The sequence below is a fragment of the Burkholderia sp. Ac-20365 genome (assembly GCF_017104715.1).
Taxonomy (GTDB): Bacteria; Pseudomonadota; Gammaproteobacteria; order Burkholderiales; family Burkholderiaceae; genus Paraburkholderia.
The window spans coordinates 320,978-342,385 of record NZ_JAAGPI010000001.1 but is presented as its reverse complement, the minus strand read 5'-3'; the positions used below and the strand labels follow the sequence as shown (position 1 = coordinate 342,385).

18 protein-coding genes are annotated in these 21,408 nt (G+C 60.1%); 10 read left to right on the top strand and 8 right to left on the bottom strand.

What is annotated here, in order from left to right:
* Positions 1–6: 6 nt before the first annotated feature.
* Genes G3O01_RS01375 through vgrG form a run of 3 tightly spaced genes read right to left on the bottom strand, consistent with a single transcriptional unit; the run spans position 7 to position 5,755 of the window.
* Entirely contained in the window at positions 7–543 is a 537-nt protein-coding gene (locus tag G3O01_RS01375) for a hypothetical protein (protein ID WP_205802643.1), read from the bottom strand.
* Positions 544–550: 7 nt separating this feature from the next.
* A complete protein-coding gene (locus tag G3O01_RS01370; RefSeq protein ID WP_205802642.1) occupies positions 551–3,415 on the bottom strand; it encodes a glycoside hydrolase family 104 protein in 2,865 nt (954 codons plus the stop codon).
* Between the two features lie 18 nt (positions 3,416–3,433).
* Positions 3,434–5,755 (bottom strand): type VI secretion system Vgr family protein, encoded by a 2,322-nt coding sequence (vgrG, locus tag G3O01_RS01365; RefSeq protein ID WP_205802641.1) that lies wholly within the window; start codon positions 5,753–5,755, stop codon positions 3,434–3,436.
* Positions 5,756–6,010: 255 nt separating this feature from the next.
* Here vgrG and G3O01_RS01360 point away from each other — a divergent pair, with 255 nt between their 5' ends.
* Positions 6,011–6,289, top strand: coding sequence for a PAAR domain-containing protein (locus tag G3O01_RS01360; protein WP_205802640.1), 279 nt, complete (start codon positions 6,011–6,013; stop codon positions 6,287–6,289).
* 11 nt (positions 6,290–6,300) lie between these two features.
* On the opposite strand, the gene G3O01_RS01355 is transcribed toward G3O01_RS01360, so the two are convergent.
* Entirely contained in the window at positions 6,301–7,860 is a 1,560-nt protein-coding gene (locus tag G3O01_RS01355; protein ID WP_205802639.1) for a M81 family metallopeptidase, read from the bottom strand.
* A 44-nt stretch (positions 7,861–7,904) separates the two neighbouring features.
* On the bottom strand, positions 7,905–9,233 hold the full coding sequence (locus G3O01_RS01350; RefSeq protein WP_205802638.1) for an MFS transporter: 1,329 nt from the start codon (positions 9,231–9,233) through the stop codon (positions 7,905–7,907).
* A 137-nt stretch (positions 9,234–9,370) separates the two neighbouring features.
* Here G3O01_RS01350 and G3O01_RS01345 point away from each other — a divergent pair, with 137 nt between their 5' ends.
* A complete protein-coding gene (locus G3O01_RS01345) occupies positions 9,371–10,303 on the top strand; it encodes a LysR family transcriptional regulator (protein ID WP_205802637.1) in 933 nt (310 codons plus the stop codon).
* A gap of 170 nt (positions 10,304–10,473) precedes the next feature.
* Positions 10,474–12,210, top strand: coding sequence for a methyl-accepting chemotaxis protein (locus tag G3O01_RS01340; RefSeq protein ID WP_205802636.1), 1,737 nt, complete (start codon positions 10,474–10,476; stop codon positions 12,208–12,210).
* Positions 12,211–12,255: 45 nt separating this feature from the next.
* Here the strand turns inward: G3O01_RS01340 and G3O01_RS01335 are convergent, their stop codons facing one another.
* Positions 12,256–13,623 (bottom strand): chloride channel protein, encoded by a 1,368-nt coding sequence (locus G3O01_RS01335; RefSeq protein ID WP_205802635.1) that lies wholly within the window; start codon positions 13,621–13,623, stop codon positions 12,256–12,258.
* Between the two features lie 223 nt (positions 13,624–13,846).
* On the opposite strand from G3O01_RS01335, the gene G3O01_RS01330 reads away from it, so the two are divergent.
* From G3O01_RS01330 to G3O01_RS01305, 6 genes are all read left to right on the top strand, one after another.
* Entirely contained in the window at positions 13,847–14,407 is a 561-nt protein-coding gene (locus G3O01_RS01330) for a DUF3455 domain-containing protein (protein WP_205802634.1), read from the top strand.
* Between the two features lie 315 nt (positions 14,408–14,722).
* The gene (locus G3O01_RS01325; protein WP_205802633.1) at positions 14,723–15,055 is read left to right on the top strand and encodes a DUF2282 domain-containing protein; all 333 of its coding nucleotides are present in this window, start codon (positions 14,723–14,725) and stop codon (positions 15,053–15,055) included.
* A 63-nt stretch (positions 15,056–15,118) separates the two neighbouring features.
* Positions 15,119–16,033: a DUF692 domain-containing protein gene (locus G3O01_RS01320; protein ID WP_205802632.1), complete on the top strand. Its 915-nt coding sequence runs from the start codon at positions 15,119–15,121 to the stop codon at positions 16,031–16,033.
* A complete protein-coding gene (locus G3O01_RS01315; RefSeq protein ID WP_205802631.1) occupies positions 16,030–17,007 on the top strand; it encodes a hypothetical protein in 978 nt (325 codons plus the stop codon). The genes G3O01_RS01320 and G3O01_RS01315 overlap by 4 nt, the downstream gene beginning before the upstream one ends.
* Positions 17,008–17,014: 7 nt before the next feature.
* Positions 17,015–17,833 carry a DNA-binding domain-containing protein gene (locus G3O01_RS01310; protein WP_205802630.1) on the top strand — a complete coding sequence of 273 codons (819 nt, stop codon included), beginning with the start codon at positions 17,015–17,017 and terminating at the stop codon, positions 17,831–17,833.
* Positions 17,820–18,332 carry a DoxX family protein gene (locus G3O01_RS01305; protein ID WP_205802629.1) on the top strand — a complete coding sequence of 171 codons (513 nt, stop codon included), beginning with the start codon at positions 17,820–17,822 and terminating at the stop codon, positions 18,330–18,332. Before G3O01_RS01310 ends, G3O01_RS01305 begins: the two co-directional genes overlap by 14 nt.
* On the opposite strand, the gene G3O01_RS01300 is transcribed toward G3O01_RS01305, so the two are convergent.
* Entirely contained in the window at positions 18,333–19,268 is a 936-nt protein-coding gene (locus G3O01_RS01300) for an AraC family transcriptional regulator (RefSeq protein WP_205802628.1), read from the bottom strand. It abuts the gene before it with no gap.
* A gap of 227 nt (positions 19,269–19,495) precedes the next feature.
* Between G3O01_RS01300 and G3O01_RS01295 the strand changes: the two genes are divergently transcribed.
* Complete coding sequence (locus G3O01_RS01295; RefSeq protein ID WP_205802627.1) at positions 19,496–19,936, top strand: hypothetical protein; 441 nt, start codon at positions 19,496–19,498, stop codon at positions 19,934–19,936.
* Positions 19,937–19,999: 63 nt separating this feature from the next.
* Here the strand turns inward: G3O01_RS01295 and G3O01_RS01290 are convergent, their stop codons facing one another.
* Positions 20,000–21,406, bottom strand: coding sequence for an ATP-binding protein (locus G3O01_RS01290; RefSeq protein ID WP_205802626.1), 1,407 nt, complete (start codon positions 21,404–21,406; stop codon positions 20,000–20,002).
* Positions 21,407–21,408: the final 2 nt, after the last annotated feature.

The window sequence follows — 21,408 nt, the reverse complement described above, 5'->3', positions numbered from 1 at the left end:
TCAATCTTAATGAAAAATTTCACAATGATTGATCGTTTCCGTAATTGCCTTAAGCTTTTTTTCGCGCTCTTTCCATGAGAAGAGCCTCTCGCGGCATTCCCTGTCATGTGCTGTCGTCGCTTCGATATGATATTGTGCAATTAGAATCTTGCTGTCGTTGCGGCTGATGAGATCAGTTATATATGCGCGGCCGTCCAATGTTCTTTTTGGATGGTCTGAGTCGGCCGAAAACATATCAAGTTCATTCGATTCAAAGCCGGTTGCCAAATCCGAAAGAGTGAAGTAGCGACAATCGGCTCCGCAGCTGTGAAGTCCAATATGATACTTACCTGCAAAATTTATCACCGGCGCCGACACCAATTTTCCCATATCATCAATCCAATGATCATTAACTTTCGCGTAGTAAGCTGGCACCTTTAATTTTCCGCGATAAATCTCCACTGGAAGGTCTGAAAATCGCGGCAACAAAGAATCATCACCCGCATAGACACCAGCACTCCAAATCACAACGAGAGTTAGCAAAAAAATAAATAACTTTTTCATAACAATTTTACTTAATCAAATCATCAAGCCCACCAATCGGCACTGCTAAATCGGTCTTCCCGTTTAATTCATCATTCAAATATTCTCGAAATTTGTCGTTGACTGTACTCATATCGACACCGCCTTGACCATAACTATTACCAGGCAGACTTGCCCATTCAAGATTGCAGCCATCTGTGCTGACAGCTCTTTGTATCTCTCCCTTTTTCACATCTTCCAACGCATGCCGTTTATATTTCAGCAAAATAACGCAATATCTATCCTGCGAGATCGGAGTGAAATCTGAAATTCTGTGCTGCGCACGATAGGCCACGTAGGCAGAATCGTCCCAGGTATATCCCATTACCTGATATGCACCGGCAGCAGTCGATCGCAAAGTCTTACCTTTACTATTTGTGCGAGTTACAAGGATTCGAGGGTGATCACTGAAATCACGACTAAAATCTTTAATAAACGATTGCCCGCCAAATAGACGCTCGTAACCTATCGGTCTTTCCGTTCCCTCGCCAACTCTGATCATTCGCAAAAAGGCGCGGACTCTGGCTTCCTCAATTGTTAGCGTAGAGCTGTTAGCCCCGGCAAAATTCCCCACGAGCCCAATCGGATGTATATGCCAAACAGAGGCATCAACAGGAAACCCCTTCACCACCTTCACCCCTTCCCACCACCGCAACCTTCCGATCCGCTCCAACTCCGCCTGCCAGATGTATTTGCCCTTGCCCATCAACCTCGACAGTCCGTCCCACTTGCTCATCTCACCGCCCCATTCACTCTCATAGCGGACGATCAAATGTGAGATAGCTTGAGCAAGCCAAGGAACGGTCAGCGCATTTTTCAAGTCAGCAGGCGTCACGGTGTCTTTGTTATCGCGCTGACGCTTGGCCGCCTTTTCCAACTTCCCAATCAACGCCCCGGCATTCACCGTCGCGGCAACAACGCTAAACTCCTCGTCCTCGCCATCAAGCAACTGTCTTGCCTCGAAAAGATTGCGCCGGTACATGTCGAGCAATGGAACACTGGTCGTGTCGACCGTATCGAATCCCGGCCATGCCCACGGGCTCTGCCACTGCGTATCGGGATGATCCTTCTCGCACAACCAGCCGACGATCGTCGTACCGTCAGCGTTACCCGCCGCGACCGACCACCATTGCGTGCCGCCGCTGCCCTGATCATCGGTCGCCTTGCCACTCTCCGGCGACTGGTCGAGTTGCGCGCGCGAAAGTACCTGCTGATATCCGACTGCCGGTCCCTGCGCATTGGCAATCCTCAGCGGGAAATCCGACCAGCTGTTGACCACGGCGCCGGCCACCTTGCCTGCGTACTGCCGCTCGACCCAAAGTGGATCACCCACAGGCGTCTTGCTAACGTGCGATGAACGACCCTGTCCGCGCGAAGCGGACTTCGACGTAACCCGGGTCGGCTGCACCTTGGCCCAACAGCCTTTGCCCGGATCGCCCTTCGCGAGCACAAGCGTGAGACCTGCCAACTGCGTATTGCTCTGTGGATCGGGACATTTGACGAGCTTCGTCCCCGTCTGGATCACCAGCAACGTTTTCCCGCTATCCGGAAGCTTCTTCGCCCGGTCTCGACTCTTGACGATGAAACTTTCGATGGCGGTTCCGGTAAACACCTCGACATGCAGCAGCGCGCGCGTCGGTTTCGGTGGCATCACTTGCGATTGCGTGGAGCTTTGATATTCACCCAGATACCCCACCACGTCGCCGGCCTTGACCGGATACGGTTTATCAAGCACGACCACCGCATCAGGCGGCTTCGGGTCGATGACAACATCCAGGAGATCCAGATTCACCCAGCCAGTGGATGCATGAGGGTCGGGCGTCCCGCCAACCATGCCGGCAACGGGCGCGCCTTTGATCACCCGTGCGATCTGCGCCCATCCTTTCGCACCATCGCCCACGACACCAAGTTCGCAGCCTCGTGGCAACAGACCGATGACCTTGCCATTAGCACGATCGAAGATGCGGATGCCCTGGGCACTTTGTGCGGAGTCCTTGTCGTCAGTCGCAGAGCTTTGCGGCGGGGTATATCGCACCTTGCTGTCGGCATAGGGCGCCAGGGCGTATAGGCCATCGAAAGAAGGAACTGCCGCCGCACTTGCTGGCCACGTTTCATCGTTGAGTTCGGCAGCGTCTGTATCAGCCGTAGACAGATCGAAGCGAAACGGAGTATTGCGTTGAGGAGCTTGTGCCTGACGATCAGCAGCCTTACCACCGACACGAAAATGCCGGTCGCCTTTCCAGAACGGAAGCGGATGGACTGACGACACGGACTGACTGCCGCCATCGCGCTGCGCTGCCTGATAACCCGCCCAATCGAGCTGGTGCATATAGAGACTGTAGAACTCCAGCACCTCATCGGCCGGCAGCTGATATTCCTGCGGGCCGCTGGTGGCCGTTGCGGATGCGCTCGATGCAGATGAGCCCGCAGCCAATGATGTGCCCGGCGCATCCGGCGCCGGCGGCAGCACGAGCCGATGACGTATCAGCACGAATCCCGTCGAATACAGTGCGTAGCGCGGCGGCGTGGTCGGGTAGGTCAGTTCGGGATACACAGCATCCAGCCGATAAGCCACAACTTCGCCATCGGCAATGGCCTGAACACCGTTGCCCTGGGTAAGCGCACTCCCTGTCCCCGCGTCGAAGTGAATTCCGCCATGAAACATGCCGTTCGCCCCGAGCGGATAGAACCCGCCGTCGCCGCTCGCCAGCGCCCTGAGCCATGTATGCGGATCGGCCGGATTGCCATGTGCGGGGGCGAACGGAAAGCTCCAGTTCAGCGGTTGCCACTGCGGCGGTGCCGCCGGCGCAGCAGGCGGGGCTGGACGAGCGGGATGATTGCTATGCCTGACCATTGATTGTGTCCGTCGATGTCAGTTGGAGTAATGGTCCGCGCGGCTTTGAGGAATCGAGCCGTCGCCCTGAGGCAGCGTCGGATTGTTATTCATCGACTGCGCACCCTGTTTCTGCACCGTGACGACCTTCAGAAGCAGGTCCAAAGGGCCGCCTAGCGTGATATTGCCGTCCTTCAACTGGATGAAGGCGCCGCCACATTCGACAATCAGTTCCTTGGCGGCGGCGATCCTCAACGTTCCGTTGACGCTTGTCATCGTCACGTCCTTGTCGGCCAGCAACGACATTGCATCGCTCTGCGCCTGCACGTCGATCGGACCTTTCGACGCAATCAGTTTCATCCCAAGCTTCTGCGCGAACATCGATACGAGTTCACCCGCGGCCACGGTAAAACGCCTCGCGACGCTAATGTCGGTGTTCTGGCCCGCCACCGCGCTCACACTTCCCTTTGCTGCCATCTGAATGCCGCTGCCCGACACGATACCCACCGATGCCGGCGCGCTCGCGAGCAAGCCCGGCTTGTTCAGGCCGTCGAGTTCCTCATTGCTCTGCCGCTGCGCATCAGTGTCGGCGGGAATGGCTTTCGCACTACGAGCGGAGTCTGCGAGCGCTTTGGCCAGTTCCAGCGCATTTTCAAGTTGCGCGATGGTCTCCTGCATATCCCGTTGCTGACCATTTGCACCGGGTCGGTCATACGCCGTGATGTACTGCCCTTTCCCCGCGCGAATCGCGCCATAGCCGGATGTGCGCAGTTCGAAGCCTTCGCCTCGTGGTTCGAGCTTCTGGTTGACGAGATAGCCGAGATTCAACTGCGACTTGCCCGAATGTTCGGTCGACAGCTTGATACCTTCCTGCCCTTCCCAATCTTCCATTCGCAACTTGTTGTTGCTCTGCGTGCGAATCACGTTGCGCGAAAGCCAGCGCCGATCGCTCGTAACGTGATCCACAGCCTGACTGTGGTGATGAAATGCCGCGATATATGGCTTGTCAGGATCTCCGTCCCTGAACTCGACCACCGCCTCTGTGCCGTCCAATGCCGGAAAGTGGAAGCCCGTCTGTAGCGCGCCCGCGAACGGCTTCGCGAGACGCAGCGGCACGCTCTCGCCGCCAGCAGGCCAAGGTGCAAAATCCAGGTCGAACCGCACGGTGTAGTAACCGGCGGAAGTCAGGTACGCATATTTGTATTGATCGGGTGAAGTCACTCGTGCCGACAGCGACCCGGGAATTCTTGCCCATGTCGATTCCTCGAGCCTCAACCGGAAGCGCCGGTCGGACGGAATAGCCTGGTAGATATTGGCGTACGCCGTATCGCGCGCGCCGCGATGCGTCACCGCGATTACGACCTGACCGTCAGGTGCATCGGGCAGAGGCTGGTCGATATGGAGAATCCGCGCCGGCTGTAGTGCGAGTACATTGCTTTCGCCTTCATAGACGACCTGCCATGCAATCGCCGCTTCATGACGAAGCTGTGCTTCCCATTTCGCGCTCGCCTGATCGAGGTGATGCGTACCGTAGATATAGGGCTGCCCGTAGGTGGTTGGATCCTGAGGCGCGACGTTCGCGTCGCCCCTGAGGCGTTCCCAGGCCTGCTCGGGGTTATAGTCGGCTACCGTGAACGACTGCGGTACAGTCCATGCGTGGCTCCGCAACGCAAACACCGACTCGATCGCTGCTTCGAGACCCGCGTTCTCGCGATGTAACACCTCGATCAGCGGCTCATAGATGTAGTGGTCAATGTCATCTCCGAACACAATCTGATCGCCGTGCTCGGTATCGAGCGTATAGCAGTAAATACCCGCCTTTTGCATCATCATCTGGACAAAGTCGAGATCGCTCATCCGATACTGGAAGCGGAACAGATGCTGCGGATAGGTCCGACGTAAGCGGAAGACGAACTGATGGCCTTTCAGCCCATGACGTCGCAACACAGCCTCGACGATTTCAGGCGTTGTCTGATGCTGATAGATCTGACTTGTGACGACAGCACCCAGGCGGGCAAAGTGGGATTTCACAACGACTTCATAGGCGGTGAAGTCTTTTGTGGTCTTGAGCGTCGAGAACGACGCTATGAACCCGGAGAAGCGGCGCGTTACACCAGCGGTTGGCTCGATCAGAAATGTCGCGTCCCGGTTCAGATAATCCTGACGTCGGATCGTGCCCGGGTGAGTGAGCTGGATGCGAACCTCCGTAGGCGCACCCATGCGTTCGCTGGCTTCGAACGATACAACTGAAAGTTCCGCTGCGCTGATGGCCCCCGGCACGTCGAGAAAATATGCCTGGCGTCCTGTCACGGCCATCAAATCCTGCATGCGTGCGCTGCTTTCCTCCAACAGACTTACCATTCGTACTCCCTCGCCTTAACCTGTGTCACGAATGGATCAGGAGTGCAGTGACAGTACAGTCGATGCGCGCACGTCGAAATCCTTTCGAGCCAACAGATTACGGTTAGTAAATCTTTTTGAAAAGCATAGTTATCCTACAGTTTTAATTTAAATTGACACCCCTCACGTTTTGCAAACCTTTACAACATCAGTTCGCACTGCGTGATATGGACGTTAAATAAAATAATTAATCTGCATCAAATAGGGAGAAAGCATATGACGAAATTAATTGCGCTCAAAGGAAATATGACCACGACGCGTGGTCGAGTGCTGGAAGGTGATGCGACGATGCTGGACAACGGGCAACCGCTCGCCCAGCACATGGGGCTTGCATCTTGCCCGCGCTGCGGACAAAACGGCCCGATCTATGGCACTGCGCAGAACTGGGGAATGGGAGGCACGCGTGGCGTGCGCGACGGCGATATCGTTATGTGCCGCTGTCAGCGCGGCACGAATCGCGTCATTGCACGTTCATCAATTTACGACGTTGGATAACATCGCGTACGTCATATCTGTTCAGCGACGCTGCCAGAGGAATGGCACCCGGCATGACTTTCACTTGCCTGGTTCCCGCTCAATTCCCCAAACACCCGCCCCATCGGCCGCACACGCATATGCCCGGCTAGCCGCTTCCAACGCAAATCTGCCGGATCCGCCGCCATCGGCCCTGGCGCTTTCGCCACCAGAACCGCATGCGCAGCCGCCTGAAAATCCGCGCGGAAATGCACCGAGCTTTTCACCACGAGGACCTTCATCCGCTCAGGCTCCACACCCGCCACACGAAAGAAGTTGCGCTCGAAAATCTGCATCTTGATCGTGCTGACCACGATCCGCACGCCATCGATGCGCAGGCACGCCACCGGTCCGAGATCGCCCTGCATGCCGTTCATCATCGGACCGTCGAAGCGAAAGCGCCCAGCCGACAGATGCTCCACTTCGAACACGCCATGTAGCGGTTCATCGCCCGGCACGCCCGAGCGTCCGGCCAGCGCAAGTTCGATACGCGCGCCCACGCCTGCACGATGCGCCGCTGCCGCCGCCTCCGCGTCCCAAATCACGCCGACGGCCGCATCCTGCACCCGATGGCGCAACAGCGCGCGCACCATCCCCATCGTGTTCGAATCGCCACCCACGCCGGGGTTGTCCTGCGTATCGGCGATGATTACGGGCTTATCCGCATGCTGCGCGAGGCGCGATGCTTCAACGACGGCTTCGTCGGGCGACAGAAACTGCACGTCCCATTTCGATTCGTCGGCGAGCATGCGCGAGTAGAGAGAATCGATCGTCTTCGTGAGCGCGGCTTCGTCGTAGCCATAGCCCCATATCACCGGCCCGCATTCCGGAAAATCCGCGGCCGGGAAACCCGGCGCAAAAGACAGCGACGCAATCGAATCCGCTTCGAGCGTACCCAGCACGTCGTATATACCGAGCGCGGGTTCGACGAGCGTGCACATCGAATTCACCGGAATCAGAAACGGAATGCGCCGCGACACGCATTTCAACACTCGCGTATCGTCGATCAACCTGAACAGCAGCGCGGCCGCACGCTCGCCCGTCTCCGCCATATCGACATGCGGATAGGTTCGGTACGCAACGATCGCATCCGCGAGCCGCAGCATCCTGTCGGTCACATTCGCGTGAAGATCGAGCGACACGACGAGCGGCATCGCATCGCCCACGACGCCGCGCACACGCGCAAGCAACTCGCCTTCGCCATCGTCGATATGCTCGGCGACCATCGCGCCATGCAGATCCAGATAGATCGCATCGAACCCGCCCGCTCGCGCGGCATCGACGGTCTCGCCTGCGATGCGTTCATAGGCATCTTCAGTCACATGCGCCGACGCGCTCGCGCCCGCCCAGATCACGGGAATCAATTCATGGCCCGCCGCCTCCGCCGCCTTGATAAAACCGCCAATCGGCACATTCACGTCGCGCAGCGTCATCACGTCGGCACCGCGCGTCAAAGGCGGAAACCCTTCGCCCTGAACAAAGCTCTGATACGACGCCTTTGTCGGCGCAAACGTGTTGGTCTCGTGCTGAAAACCGGCGATCAGGATCTTCATGATGCGTTTCGTCCTCGTGCTGTCAGTGCTTAAGCGGGATGAACTCAGTTCGATTCAGGGCTGAACGTCAGTTCCGCCGCTTCATGTGCAGGCTTGCGAGCCCGGCTGCTGGCGAGAATCAGCACGCCTGCAATCACGGGCATGCAGGCCATCACGAGCAGCGCGAGACTCGAATTGCCCGTCGCCGTGCGCGCCCAGCCGATGGCAGCCGGTCCCCAGAAGCCACCCGACAGCCCAATCGTGTTGATCAGCGCAATGCCGCCCGCAGCTGCCGGTCCCTTGATGTACTCGGCGGGCATTGCCCAGAACACGGTGTAGGCCATCCACATCATGGCGGTCGCGGCGGTCAGCAAAGCAAGCGTCGCGAACAGATGCCCTTGCGTGAAAATCGACGCGACCAGCAACAGCGCGCCCGTCAGCGCGGGAATCGCGCAGTGAAGACGCCGCTCGCCCGTGCGGTCCGACCTTCGCCCCGCGACATACATGCCGATGCCCGCCGCGACGTACGGAATCGCCGCATACCAGCCCAGACGCAGCGTGTCGGTGACGCCCTGCTCCTTGATGAATGTCGGCAGCCAGAAGCTGATCGCGTAGATCGGGAAGATGATCGAGAAGTACGCGAGCGCCAGCACGTAGACACGCGGGTCGCGTGCAACCGCCTTGAACGAATGGTTGTGCGCCTGCGCCGCGCCCGTTTCGCTTTCGAGCAGCTGCTTTTCGTCGGCATTCAGCCAGCGGGCGTCGGCGGGACGGTTCGACAGCACGAACAGCGTGAGCACGCCGAGCGCAATGCACGGCAGGCCTTCGACGAGAAACATCCATTGCCAGCCGGCCAGTCCATGCACACCCGAGAGCGCCGAAATCAGCCACGCCGACAACGGCCCGCCAACGATCCCGCCCAGCGGTCCTGCAAGAAACACGATCGCAATCGCCCGCGCCATGCGCGTCGGTCCGTACCAGCACGACAGGTAATAGATCATGCCCGGTGCGAAGCCCGCTTCGAAAATACCGAGCAGGAAACGCATGCCGTAGAACATCGGCACGTTGTGCACGAACAGCATGCTCGCCGACGTCAGGCCCCACAGTACGAGGATGCGGCTGAAGGTCTTGCGCGCGCCGATTTTCGGCAGCAGCAGATTGCTCGGCAATTCGAACAGCACATAGCCAAGAAAGAAGATCCCCGCGCCCACGCCATATGCGGCATCCGAGAAACCGAGATCGCTCTGCATCTGCAGCTTCGCAAAGCCGACATTCACGCGATCCAGATACGCAAACATGTAACAGGCGAGCAGAAACGGCAGCAACCGCCAGTTGAGCCGGTTGTAGAGGGCTCGAACCGCGTCGCTCTCCCTCAGGGTCTGTATCGCTGTCATGTTCGTCTCCGGTGTGTCGGGTTTGTGTCCCGTGCTTGCGTTCCGCCATGTTGTCGGGGTAAAAATACGCGAGCAAGAGCAACTAAGTTCACACTTCGTTGCCCACAAGGCAACGCACGCACCCGGAGAAGCCCGACATGCGCGAAATCAACCAGCAGCGGCTGCGCTACTTTCATGAAGTGCTGTCGCACGGGACCATCCGCGGCGCGGCGGACAGCCTCAACACATCGCCTTCCGTCATCACGCGCCAGATCAGGCTGCTCGAAGAGGAACTCGATGCGACGCTGTTCGAGCGTGAAGCGCGCGGCGTCAAGCCGACCGAAGCGGCCGCGCATCTGCTGGAGTTCTGGCGCGGCTATCGCTCGCAGCAGGAAAAGCTCGAAGATCAACTGCATCTGCTCAAAGGGCTTCAGCAAGGCGAAGTGCAACTGGCCGTCAGCGAGGGTTATGTCGATCCGCTGATCGAAGAGGTGATCGCGCCGTTCTGCGCGAAGTATCCGAAGCTGGACGTCGTGATCGAAAGCCTCGCCGTCGACGATCTGCTCAATCAGGTCGCCGAAAGCCGCGCGCATATCGGGCTTGCGTACAATCCGCCGCCGCATCCGCGCGTCGAATATCGCGCGAGTTCCGCGCAGCCCGTCGTCCTGCTGGTGCGGCGCGATCATCCGCTGTCGCTGCGCGGCACGCCCGCTGGCGTGAAGGATCTGCTCGAATGGCCGCTCGCGCTGATGCCGGCCACGTTCGGCATCGGCCACGCGGCGAAGATGCTGGAATTCGCCGAGAACATCAAAATCCGCGCCACATTGACCAGCAATTCTCTGACGGCCCTCAAGCGCTTCGTCGCGCATGGCGACGGCGTCACACTGATCGGCGAGTTCGCGGCCTATCGCGAACTGGAGTCGCAGGAACTCGCCATCGTGCCGATCGATCACCCGCTGTTTCAGGGCGCAAAGGCGCGTTTGCTCGTGAAGTCGGGACGGCCGCTCGCCGCTGCGGCGAATGAACTGCTCGAATGGATCTTGCGCAGCATGTCGATGTTCGCGAATGGCGCAGAAGCCATCGACGCCTGAAGTCATTCGGCTTCGACCTCAACACCGCAAGCTTTCGCGCGACGCCGCGCCGTAATGCCCTAGTAGCATCGCTGTTGGCTCTTCGTCATATTTGAAACTTAATTGCAGAAGCGATATCCGTCGGTCGATAAGACAGGCGTATTTCGTTCAACCTGCAAAAACGACGGTCAATGGCTTTTCTCAACACTCTCAAGATCGGTCCGCGTCTCGGCGCGGGCTTTGCAATCGTTCTGGTGCTGCTTTGTGCGGTCAGCGGCATCTCCCTGCTGGAGTCGTCACACATCTATGACGGCACTTACCGGATCGGCAATGACTGGCTGCCCAGCGTCGAGACGCTCGGCAAGATGCGCAGCGATGCGGATGATGTACGCCGCTTTTCGCTGCGCGAACTGCTGAGCGCGGACCCGAATCAGTTGCGTGCCGTGCGCAGTCAGCACGCGGACGCGATGAATGCATTCGCGGCATCGATGAACGCCTATACGAAGCTGGTTTCGTCGCCGGAAGAACAGCAGATTTTCGACAACATCAAATCGTCGTGGGCCAGTTATCTCGACGTCGACGCGAAGATCGAAAAGCTGATCGACGCGGGCGAATCCAGCGCAGCGGAAGCGCGCCAGCTTGCAGCAGGCGAAGCGTCGACGCGCTTCACCGCGACACTCGATCTGATCGACAGCGACATCAAGCTGAATCATCAGGGTTCCGTCGATGAAGTGGCGAGAGCCGCCGCCGCGTTTCAGAGCGCGCGCATCTGGACCATCGTGCTGTCGGCGCTCGCGTTGGTCGCGGGCGCGTTCATCGCCGTCGTCATTACGCGCTCGATCGTCGCGCCGCTGCGTCGTTGCGTCGACGTGGCCGAAACGGTCGCGCGCGGCGATCTGACCGCTGCGATTCGTGTGGACGGCAAGGACGAACTGAGCCAGTTGCTCGGCGCGTTGCGCCACATGAACGAAGGTCTGCTCGATGCCGTGAGCCGCGTGCGTTCGAGCAGCGAAAGCATCGCGACAGGTTCGTCGCAGATCGCGGCCGGCAACACCGATCTGAGCCAGCGCACGGAAGAACAGGCCGCGTCGCTCGAAGAAACGGCAGCGAGCATGGAAGAGCTGACCTCCACCGTCAGGCAGAACGCGGAGAACGCAAGCCAGGGCAATGCGCTCGCCACGCGTGCGTCGGAAACGGCGGCGCGCGGCGGCGAAGTCGTGAATCGCGTAGTCGATACGATGCGCGGGATCTCGAACAGTTCGCAACAGGTTGCGCAGATCATCTCCGTGATCGAAGGGATCGCGTTCCAGACCAACATTCTCGCGTTGAACGCGGCCGTCGAAGCAGCGCGCGCAGGCGAACAGGGACGCGGCTTCGCGGTCGTCGCGGGCGAAGTGCGCACGCTCGCGCAGCGCAGCGCGTCGGCGGCAAAGGAGATCAAGGATCTGATCGACGAATCGGTGACCCGCGTGAATAGCGGCACTGCGCTCGTCGACGAAGCGGGCCGCACGATGAGCGAGATCGTGCAGTCGGTGCGTCAGGTGTCGGATCTGATGGGCGAGATCAGCGCCGCGTCCGGCGAACAGTCGCGCGGCATCGAGCAGGTCAATGTCGCGATCTCGCAGATGGATGAGGTGACGCAGCAGAACGCGGCGCTCGTCGAGGAGGCTTCGGCTGCGGCGCAGTCGATGGCGTCGCAGGCTACGACGTTGCGTGAAGTGGTATCGACGTTCAGGCTGCCGGGCGGGCAACAGGCAGGCGCGATGACGGCCATGGGTGCCGCTGTGCCGAAGCCCGTTATGCGAGCCGCTGCCGTTGCGCCGGCTAAAGCTGCACGCGCGGTGGCTGCAAGGCCGGGCGTCGCTCAGTCATCGAAGGTCGAAGCGACCGCAAGCCGCGCCGCCGAAGCCGATTGGGAGACGTTCTGAACTACGGCGCGTCGCTCGCATGGGATGCGATGCGCCGTTCAGTCTTCACTTGTGTGTGACGGGCAGAAGCTTGATCGCAGCGGGACGTTCTTGCGCTGCATTGACCGTGACGGCTGCCGGTCCATTCGCCGCCCCATGAGCCGCAGCGCGGCTTGCCAGCATCGCGCACACACGGCTCGCTCCGACTGAGCCGGCAACAGCGAACACCACCGGGAACAGCATGTCGTGCCCGAGGTGCGTGAACTCGGCGACCAGCACAATTGCCGTGATCGGCATGTTCATCGACGAAGCGAGAAATGCCGTGGCGCCGACGAGCGCAAACGCGCCTGTCGGCACGCTCGCGCCGACCAGATTCCACGCGCCACCGAGCACGACAGCGAGCAACGCGCCCACCGTCAGCCCCGGAGTCAGCAGACCGCCATGCGCGCCGACGCGCAGACTGCTCGCGCTGATGACCACCTTCAACACCAGCAACGCAGCCGCGAGTCCGATGCTCAACTGACCATCGAAGCCCAGTTGCGCGGTGCCCTTGCCGTTGCCGAGCAGTTGCGGAAAATGCACGGCGAGCACGCCGATCGCCGCGAAGTTGAGCACATTGAGCACGATCATCAGCCAGCCTGCGACCGGCGCCGCATTGCGCGCGCGGTCCGTGAAGCGCGAGAACGCGTAGGCCGCGATGCCGAACACAGGGCCAGCCGCCGCCGACCACGCGACGAGACTGCCGCTCAGTGCAAACGCCGGAATCGCGTATTGCGACTCGTCGCCGAGTCCGATCCACGCGACCACAGCGGCAATCACCGACGTGACGAGCGCGATCGCGACGGTGGTTGCATCGAATGTGACGAGCAGCACTTCGAGCACGAACACCGCGCCGCCGAGCGGCACGTTGTACACGGCGGCGAGGCCCGCACCCGCGCCGCAGGCAATCATCACGCGCGTTTCGTTCGCCGACAGACCCGCGACACGCGCAAGCCATCCCGCCACCAGCGAGCCGACTTCGCGCGGCGCGACCTCACGGCCCAACGGCGAGCCGAGCGCGACTGTGACGATCTGCAGCAGCGCATGGGCGAGCGTGCTCAGCATCGGCATTGGCGTGTCAGGGGATTTCACCGCCTGCTTGATGCTGACGAGCGGTCGGCCGAAACGGCGCACGGCCCACCAGCCGAACCCTGCGACCAGCCCGCAGACTGTCATCACTAGCACGCGCCGTTCGGGCGACGCGCCGTCGACGCCTTGCAAAAAGCTTTGTCCGCCGACGATCGCATCGAGGCTGTAGCCGTACGCGATGTGCTGGACGGCATGCAGCAGCAACGCGAGGAGCATGCCGCCGAGCCCCGCGCCGACGCCCGTCAGCACGGTGACGACGGCAAGGCGGATCAGCGATTTGCGCTCGAATGTGATGGGGGACGGCATGACGGCGTAGCTCGATGGGACGGGGGAGCACCTAATATAGGGTTTTCCCGCAAATTCATCCAACGAATTTATCTACTTAATTGATGATTTGCACGACTGGGTTTGAAATTCGCCGGTCGAATGCGCCGCTCGACGATGGTCGTGATGGAATAAGTCGGAAGAGCCAGATGTTCTGGTAAGGCGACCGAGAAGACGTCGCCGACAAATCTGAACTGGATCCAATATGCTCCCCCGCGCCTATCACGCTTTCAACGCCGTTCGCCGGTTCTGCGCCGGGTTGCAACGGCAGAGTGTCGTCCGAGCCGTGGCCGGCTGCGTCGCTTTGACGTCACCATTCGCAGCAAACGCGGCCGATGCAACTCCACCCTCGCTGGTGCCTCCTGGTACTGAGCCATTCGTAGTCACAACCGCAACAGGCGTGCAGGTCTACGCGTGCGAATTCGATAGTGCACATCGTCTCGGCTGGGTCTTCCAAAGGCCGAAAGCAACGCTCTACGATAGCGCCGGTCAAGCGATCATCCAGCACGATGCGGGACCGTCCTGGCAGGCTACCGATGGCAGCAGGATTGTCGGCCGCATGATTGCTCAAGCACCCGCCAGGAGTCCGAACAGCATCCCACAACTGCTGCTCGAGACCCATAGCACGGCCGAAGGCAGTTTGTCGGTCGTGAGATTTGTCCAGCGACTCGATACAGTGGGCGGCACGCCACCGTCCGACACCTGTTCGCAAGAACATCAGGTTGGCAGTTCACCGTACTTCGCACGGTACCTATTCCTGAAATAGCGGCTGCTTGAATCGCGTAATCGACGCTCCATGCGCATCCGTTGAATGCGTTCGAATCCGCTCGCCTATTCGCCGCTCAGCCGGCTCGGGCGTCGCGTTCGCGACGAACCGGTTCTGCACGCAATCCCGTACCAAACGGATCAATTCCGTGCAATCTTCCAGCGATGCCCCTCCGTATGCTGTTCATGCAGCGACACGTCATCACTTGCCGGTCGAATGGGGCTGGCCGCGACCCGTGTCCAGATCGCACGCAACGGCATCCAGTGGCTCGCGATGTTTGTGATCGCTGCTCCCTCTTAATGCTGGAGAAACCGTATGAGCGATTACAAAACCACTACTCTTATCGTCGGTGCATTTGCCACCGCCCTCGCCACGCTGACGGCCGCCTCCGCGAGCGCAGAAGAATTCACGGCCGCCCAGAAGAAGATTCAGGCAGAGCACACGACGCTCGTTAAGTCGGGCAAGGTCGAACCCTGTTTCGGCACGGCGCTCAAGGGGCAAAACGATTGCTATGCGGGCGCGGGCACGACTTGCGCCGGAACCAGCACGACCGACTATCAGGGCAACGCATTCAAGCTGGTGCCCAAGGGAACCTGCACGACCATGTCTACGCCGAACGGACCGGGGAGCCTGTCTCCCAAGGCCTGATATCGACATGCGCCGGGCGACGCCAGCCCGGCTACACCGTTTTATCCGAAACAACGCCAGGCTATGTCAGAGTCGCTCTCGCCCGATGCCCAACACCAACTACCGTCGCGCGCCGGAGTTGGGCTCAAGGCCGAACATTACCGGACGGTCCTTGAATCACGGCCCGATATCGGCTTTTTCGAGGTGCACGCGGAAAACTACATGGGTGCAGGCGGCCCGCCGCATCGATTCCTCTCGGCGATACGCGAGTCGTACCCGTTATCCATTCATGGCGTCGGTTTGTCGATTGGCGCGGACCGTCCTCTCGATTGCGATCACCTGCAACGGCTGAAAGCACTCGTTGCCCGCTATCAGCCCGCACAGTTTTCCGAGCACCTTGCGTGGTCCAGTCACGACTGCGGTTTTCTCAACGATCTGCTCCCCGTTCCCTACACAGCGCGAAGCCTCGCTTGCGTAGCCGATCACATCGACGAACTACAGGACGTGCTCGGACGACAGATCCTGCTCGAGAATCCGTCGACCTACCTGGCATTCGAGGAAAGCACATATCGGGAGACGGACTTCATTGCCGAGGTCGCGCGACGAACGGGATGCGGACTGCTGCTCGACGTCAACAACGTATATGTTGCGTCGATCAATCAGCGGTGGGATCCGCTCGCGTATATCGATGCCTATCCGCTCGCAGCCGTGCAGGAGATTCATCTCGCCGGCCACGCGCACGAGGAGGACGAAACGCGCCGCCCGCTGCTCATCGATACGCACGACCGTCACGTCGCTCGCGCCGTATGGGATCTCTTCGAATACGCGTTGAGCAGAACCGGTCCAATACCGACGCTGATCGAATGGGACGCGAACGTGCCGGACTGGTCTACCCTCGAAGCGCAGGCAGAGCAGGCCGACAGGCTCCTCAAAGCTGCCACACGCCCAGCAACGGTCACTGCGCGGCAGCACAATTTAGCGGAGGTAACGACGTCATGATCGAACGTCACATCCTGGTCTATTACGCCTGGAGCCGCCCCGGCGAAACGGGTGCACCGCTTCATGTGATCGAGGATCGATTCCCGACGCTTTTCGAAAGCCGCAGAATGGTCTTCCCGAGATTTCATGAACTCGCGGACACGCATCAGTTCGACCAGAGCATCGCGGGCTTTCTCGATCACATCATGAAGCGCAACTTCACCGCGTTCACCGATCTGACGGCGGCGCTGACCGGCAAGCGTGCAGTGGAAATCGAGCGTGTTGCGAACGATGGAGCCATCACGCCACTCGACACGCGTCTCCTGGATGGAATCGACACGCTGATCGTCATCAGTTTCGATTCGCAGCGGACAGCCCAAGCTGCGCACAGCGACGAGATCGAAGCGGTCCGCGCTTTCCTGGCTCATCCCGATCATCTCGCCTTTGTTTGCCCGCATCACGACATTGGCGACGTCGCGAATCTTCCCGCAGGCGAGCAGTTGCCACGTCAGATCGCGGAGTTCGAGCATCACGGCGACAGGACAATCCCACCACGGCAACGATTCGGCGGCTTCGCGCGCTCGCTTCTCGCAGGACTTGGCGTACCCGTGGAAAACCGCTTCGGTCTACGGCCTGCGGCAGAAGCGGACGGCACGCCCGCGCCCGTCGAAGCCGATGCAAAACTTGACCGTCTCGGCCTGCTTCTCGGAGTCACCACGTTCAATCTGCATGCACATCTGCCGCACCTCGAGCGCGTTGGCGAAGCGTTCGACAAACTCGATGTCCTCGCCCGTCAGCGTATCGACACGAACGCGCCGCCGCACCCTTTTGCACGTGATCGCGCGACTTTCGACGCGCTCCTGCAATCGCGGCCAGACGCGTTTGCCGGCACCCTTCTGGTCAGCGACACGACGCTCTGGAGTTCGACGGCGGGTGGTGTCGACAGTCTGCGCAACTTGTGGACGAACGTGGTTCAACGATCGACCCGGAGTTGAGCGCGCAATGGCCATCGTTTCCCTGTTTGAGCGGCAAAAGCACTTCGCGTCGGCATTGCTGGATCCCGGTATGCGCGTTCCTGCTGGCCTCGTCGGCCCCGATCTGCAACCTGGCGAAAAGCGCTTCAATGTGTACCGCAACAATGTTGTCACCGGACTCGTCGACGCATTGAAGGCTGCGTTTCCCGCTGTGCGTCGCATTGTCGGCGACGAGTTCTTTGCGGCGATGGCTCGCATTTACGCCGCGCACGAACCGCCGGAATCCCCAGTGATGCTCGACTATGGCGAGACGTTTTCGGATTTCATCGCGGCGTTCGGACCGGCGAGCAGCGTGCCATATCTGAGTGACGTCGCACGACTCGAGCGCGCGTGGACGCAGGCCTACCACGCCGCCGAGGCGTCTGCGGTGGATCATGCTCTTCTTGCCAGGATCGAGCCCGATGATCTTCCGCATCTGCGCCTCACGCTGCATCCGTCGGCACGCGTCATTCGATCCCGCTTCCCCGTCGTACAGATATGGTCGATGAACATAGACGGCGGCGACACGAGCGCGGTTGACTTCACGATCGGTGGCGAAGATGCGCTCGTCCTGCGTCCGCACGCAGAGGTCGAGATTCGCACGCTGCCGGTTGGCGCAGCCGCGTTTATCAACGCGATTGCGGCCAATCAAACGATGACTGAAGCGACAACCCGCGCGCTCGACGAGAATGCCGGTTTCGATCTGACAGGTACGCTGCGAGACTTGTTCGCAATCGATGCGATTACCGGATTGAATCCGCGGGCCTCGGGTTCCGACCAACCGGGAGGCATCGATGAATCAGCTTAGCGCGTCAACAAAGGGGCGTCTCGAACCAACGGTGCGCCGGGCAGCCGGCTTGATCCAGAAGTTCGGCTGGCTCGTTGCACCGCCCATGCTGCGGATTGCTTTATCGCTCCCTTTCTTTCGCTCAGGTTTGACCCGGTGGGATGGCGTGCTGTCCATTTCGCCCGTCACGCTGTATCTGTTCGAAAATCAGTTCAGGTTGCATATTCTGGGTGGCGCGTACCCGTTTCCCGCCCCTGACACGGTTGCTCTTCTCGTTGCGATAGCAGAAGTCACGCTCCCCGTTTTGCTCGTGTTGGGATTTGCAACGCGCTTCGTCGGCCTTGCGCTATTCGTGATGACAGGCGTCATCCAGCTTGTGTTCCCGGACGGCTGGGCAAATTTCCATCTCTATTGGGCGTCGCTCGCCGTGGGCATCATGGCCTTGGGTCCTGGCCCACTGTCGCTGGATCATCTGTTAGTACGCAGCATGCAGACACGAAACCACGCGTCAGACCGGTAGTCATTCCGCTTTCGGCACGCGTCGTCGTCGCCCGTGCTCCCGTGCGAACGCAGCCGGCGTACAGCCAACGTGACGATGAAAGCGACGGGTGAAATGACTCTGGTCTGAAAAGCCCGTCATGAGCGCAATTTCCGACAGCGCAATGTTCGTTTCAAGCAGCAACGTCTGCGCTCGACGAATCCGGCATTGCTCGACAAAACCGATCGCCGTCATACCCGTGCTGCGTTTGAACAGACGCGTGAAGTGGAAACGGCCCACATTCACGATGCCGGCCAGTTCCGCGAGTCCGATCGACCTGTCGAGATTGTCTTCGATGTACTCGGTAATCCGCGCAATTTCCACTTTGCTCAACGCGGGATGTTCCCGTGGAATGACCGGGTCATACGCGTTGTAGCTTCGCAGCAGATGCGCCGCCAGCGCGATTGACACATGATCGACGATCAGCGTTTGCGCGGGATGAGCCGTGCGGTCGAGTTCTGCGATAAGCACTTGCGCGAAGTGCTCGATCACGGGATCTCGCGTCGCGAACACATTCCTGATTTCTATCTGCGTCGTGCCTTGGCGCCCAATCTGCTCGCCTGCGGACACAACAAGCGCGGTGGGAATACGCAATCGCGCCGTCGCGGAAGCACTTCCCTCCCAAAGCGAATCGTACCCGGCCGGCATGAGCATCGAGACGCCGGGGGAAATAAGACTTTCGTGAACGCTCCCATCTCGCCCCTGAACGAGGCGGGCACTGCCCGACGGGCAGTAACAGATCAGATGATGATCGAGAGCGGGATATCTTTCGGAGATATCGTGGAGCGGGGCATACATGTCCACCGTCACCCCCGACCACTCGCGCTCGCGAGTCGTCGCGGTAGGCCGATGCGAGAGCACGTGAACGATCTCATCGATCGTTACGGGGTTATCGGCGGTTTGATGAATCGTTGACATGTCACAGTGCCCGATGTGCCTGCTATTACCTGTGATCTGACCTGTGATCTGGCGCGCGCCAAAATGCTATCACGCCAATATTCCCTCACGGTGGAACCGGTGCACCCCTGGCAGGCGGCAGAACGGTGGTTCGTTTATGATTTGCCCGGCCACATCGCCAACATCGGAATCATCAAAGCCGCTTTCTGTACTTACGGAGACCTTTAATGGGCAAACGAACCTTTCGCATGACAGCCGCTGTACTGCAGTGTTTCGCCGTGATGACCGCGCTGTATGCGACCAGTGCACACGCCGGCTCGGCACCAGTGAAATGCCATCTGACATATAGCCTCGCAGGATGGTCTGCAATCTATCAGCACGCCTCAGGTCATGGCCGCGTGACGTGCGACAACGGCCAGCACGCGAACGTCACCATCCAGATGCACGGCGGCGGCCTGACAGCCGGCAAGTTCCGCGTCACCGGCAAGGGCGATATCAGCAACGTCTATAGCATCAAGGAAGTCTACGGCAGCTACGCGCAAGCGGGTGCATCGGCGGGTGTGGTCGAGAGCGGCACGGCGCAGGTGGTCACCAAAGGGACCGTGTCGATGGCACTGTCGGGTTCGGGCGAAGGTATCAACCTCGGCGTTGCAGTCGACAAGTTCGACATCAAGCCGTCCGCTCACTGATTCACTGGGCAATTCGTAATCAGTTCAGGGCCGTGCATGTGTGACATGTGTATGCGTGCACGCTCATCCTTCTCGCGGCAACACGAGTTCAGCCTCGAGCCCTCCACCCGAACGATTTCGCAACGTCAACGCACCGCCATGCGTGGCGGCAATGCTTTGCGCAATCGTCAAACCAAGGCCCGTGCCCGTTGATTCATCCTTGCCCGCGGAATTCCCGCGAAAATAAGGCTCGAATACACGTGCCAGTGTCGTTTGATCCGGGATACCCGGCCCGTTGTCACGAATGGCCACGCGCACCGCGCGGCCATCGTCGGCAATATGAATGGACGCGTCGCCACCATACCGGATCGCGTTATCAAGCAGATTCTGCAGGCAGCGCTTGAGATTGCGCGGATAACCGGCAACCGGCCGCACCGCTCGTCCATCGACGGAAACGGCATGCCCCGCTTCGCGCGCGTCCTCCGCCAGACCTTCCAGCATCGAATCGAGATCGATCTCGCGACGCTCTTCCGTCACTTCGATGCCCTGCACGGCATCGAGCGTCGCGCGCACCATCGCTTCCATTTCGTCGAGATCGCCGCGCAGGCGTTCGCGCCATTGCGGATCGGGCAGCATCTCCGTGCGCAGACGCAGCCTCGTCAACGGCGAGCGCAGATCGTGCGAGACAGCCGTTAGAAAGCGCGTGCGCTCCGACATGCTTTCCGTTAGCTGACGTTGCATCGAGTTGAACGACATCGCCGCGCTGCGCACTTCAAGCGGACCGCTCACAGGCAGCGGCGGCCGATAGATATTGCGTCCCAGCGCCTCGGCCGCGCGCGCGAGATCGCGCAACGGCTGCACGGCAAAACGCACGGCGACGAACGCGAGCACGCAGATCGCGACGAAGCGGATCAGATAGATCCGCACCAGATAGTCGAACACGAGCGAGCCCGGCTCGCTTTGCATGCCCGCCTGGCCTTCATTGGCCTGCACGTCGAGCCACGGCCCACCTGGACCGCTCGGCACTTTCATCTGCACGTGAAAATCGCCGGTCGGCATGCGCGAGTTGAAGAGGCTCAGGATGCCCTTGTGCTTGCGTTCTTCGTCGCGCAGTTCGGCGTCGATCAGACGCACATCGACAGGCTCGCCAAGCCGCCTGCCAATCACACCCGTAATCAGATCGCTGACCGAGCGCTTCGCTAGCGACGTCTCGTGCGCAGGCTGCGGCGTGTCGACCCATTGCATCCGGTAACGCGCGTCCGCCAGTTGCCTGACGATCGCATCGCGCGCCGCAGCATCGGGCGCATGCTGCAACAGCCGCACTGTGTCCGCGAGACGGCTCGCGAACAGGCGCGCGGGTATTTCAAGCGTGCGGTTGTCGTGCGTTTCGAACCAGATCGTGCTCGTGAGCAATTGCCCGGCAAACATGCCGACAGCAAGAATCATCACGAGCCGTCCGAACAGCGAATCGGGCCACGCACGCAGTTTCATCG

Excerpts from the sequence above, each read along its gene's own strand:
- G3O01_RS01370 (WP_205802642.1), bottom strand. The coding sequence starts at position 3,415 with ATGGTCAGGCATAGCAATCATCCCGCTCGTCCAGCCCCGCCTGCTGCG.
- G3O01_RS01320 (WP_205802632.1), top strand. The coding sequence starts at position 15,119 with ATGTCAGAGTCGCTCTCGCCCGATGCCCAACACCAACTACCGTCGCGC.
- G3O01_RS01345 (WP_205802637.1), top strand. The coding sequence starts at position 9,371 with ATGCGCGAAATCAACCAGCAGCGGCTGCGCTACTTTCATGAAGTGCTG.
- G3O01_RS01290 (WP_205802626.1), bottom strand. The coding sequence starts at position 21,406 with ATGAAACTGCGTGCGTGGCCCGATTCGCTGTTCGGACGGCTCGTGATG.
- G3O01_RS01355 (WP_205802639.1), bottom strand. The coding sequence starts at position 7,860 with ATGAAGATCCTGATCGCCGGTTTTCAGCACGAGACCAACACGTTTGCG.
- G3O01_RS01315 (WP_205802631.1), top strand. The coding sequence starts at position 16,030 with ATGATCGAACGTCACATCCTGGTCTATTACGCCTGGAGCCGCCCCGGC.
- G3O01_RS01305 (WP_205802629.1), top strand. The coding sequence starts at position 17,820 with ATGAATCAGCTTAGCGCGTCAACAAAGGGGCGTCTCGAACCAACGGTG.
- G3O01_RS01335 (WP_205802635.1), bottom strand. The coding sequence starts at position 13,623 with ATGCCGTCCCCCATCACATTCGAGCGCAAATCGCTGATCCGCCTTGCC.
- G3O01_RS01350 (WP_205802638.1), bottom strand. The coding sequence starts at position 9,233 with ATGACAGCGATACAGACCCTGAGGGAGAGCGACGCGGTTCGAGCCCTC.
- G3O01_RS01375 (WP_205802643.1), bottom strand. The coding sequence starts at position 543 with ATGAAAAAGTTATTTATTTTTTTGCTAACTCTCGTTGTGATTTGGAGT.
- G3O01_RS01300 (WP_205802628.1), bottom strand. The coding sequence starts at position 19,268 with ATGTCAACGATTCATCAAACCGCCGATAACCCCGTAACGATCGATGAG.
- vgrG (WP_205802641.1), bottom strand. The coding sequence starts at position 5,755 with ATGGTAAGTCTGTTGGAGGAAAGCAGCGCACGCATGCAGGATTTGATG.
- G3O01_RS01325 (WP_205802633.1), top strand. The coding sequence starts at position 14,723 with ATGAGCGATTACAAAACCACTACTCTTATCGTCGGTGCATTTGCCACC.
- G3O01_RS01295 (WP_205802627.1), top strand. The coding sequence starts at position 19,496 with ATGACAGCCGCTGTACTGCAGTGTTTCGCCGTGATGACCGCGCTGTAT.
- G3O01_RS01340 (WP_205802636.1), top strand. The coding sequence starts at position 10,474 with ATGGCTTTTCTCAACACTCTCAAGATCGGTCCGCGTCTCGGCGCGGGC.
- G3O01_RS01360 (WP_205802640.1), top strand. The coding sequence starts at position 6,011 with ATGACGAAATTAATTGCGCTCAAAGGAAATATGACCACGACGCGTGGT.
- G3O01_RS01310 (WP_205802630.1), top strand. The coding sequence starts at position 17,015 with ATGGCCATCGTTTCCCTGTTTGAGCGGCAAAAGCACTTCGCGTCGGCA.
- G3O01_RS01330 (WP_205802634.1), top strand. The coding sequence starts at position 13,847 with ATGCTCCCCCGCGCCTATCACGCTTTCAACGCCGTTCGCCGGTTCTGC.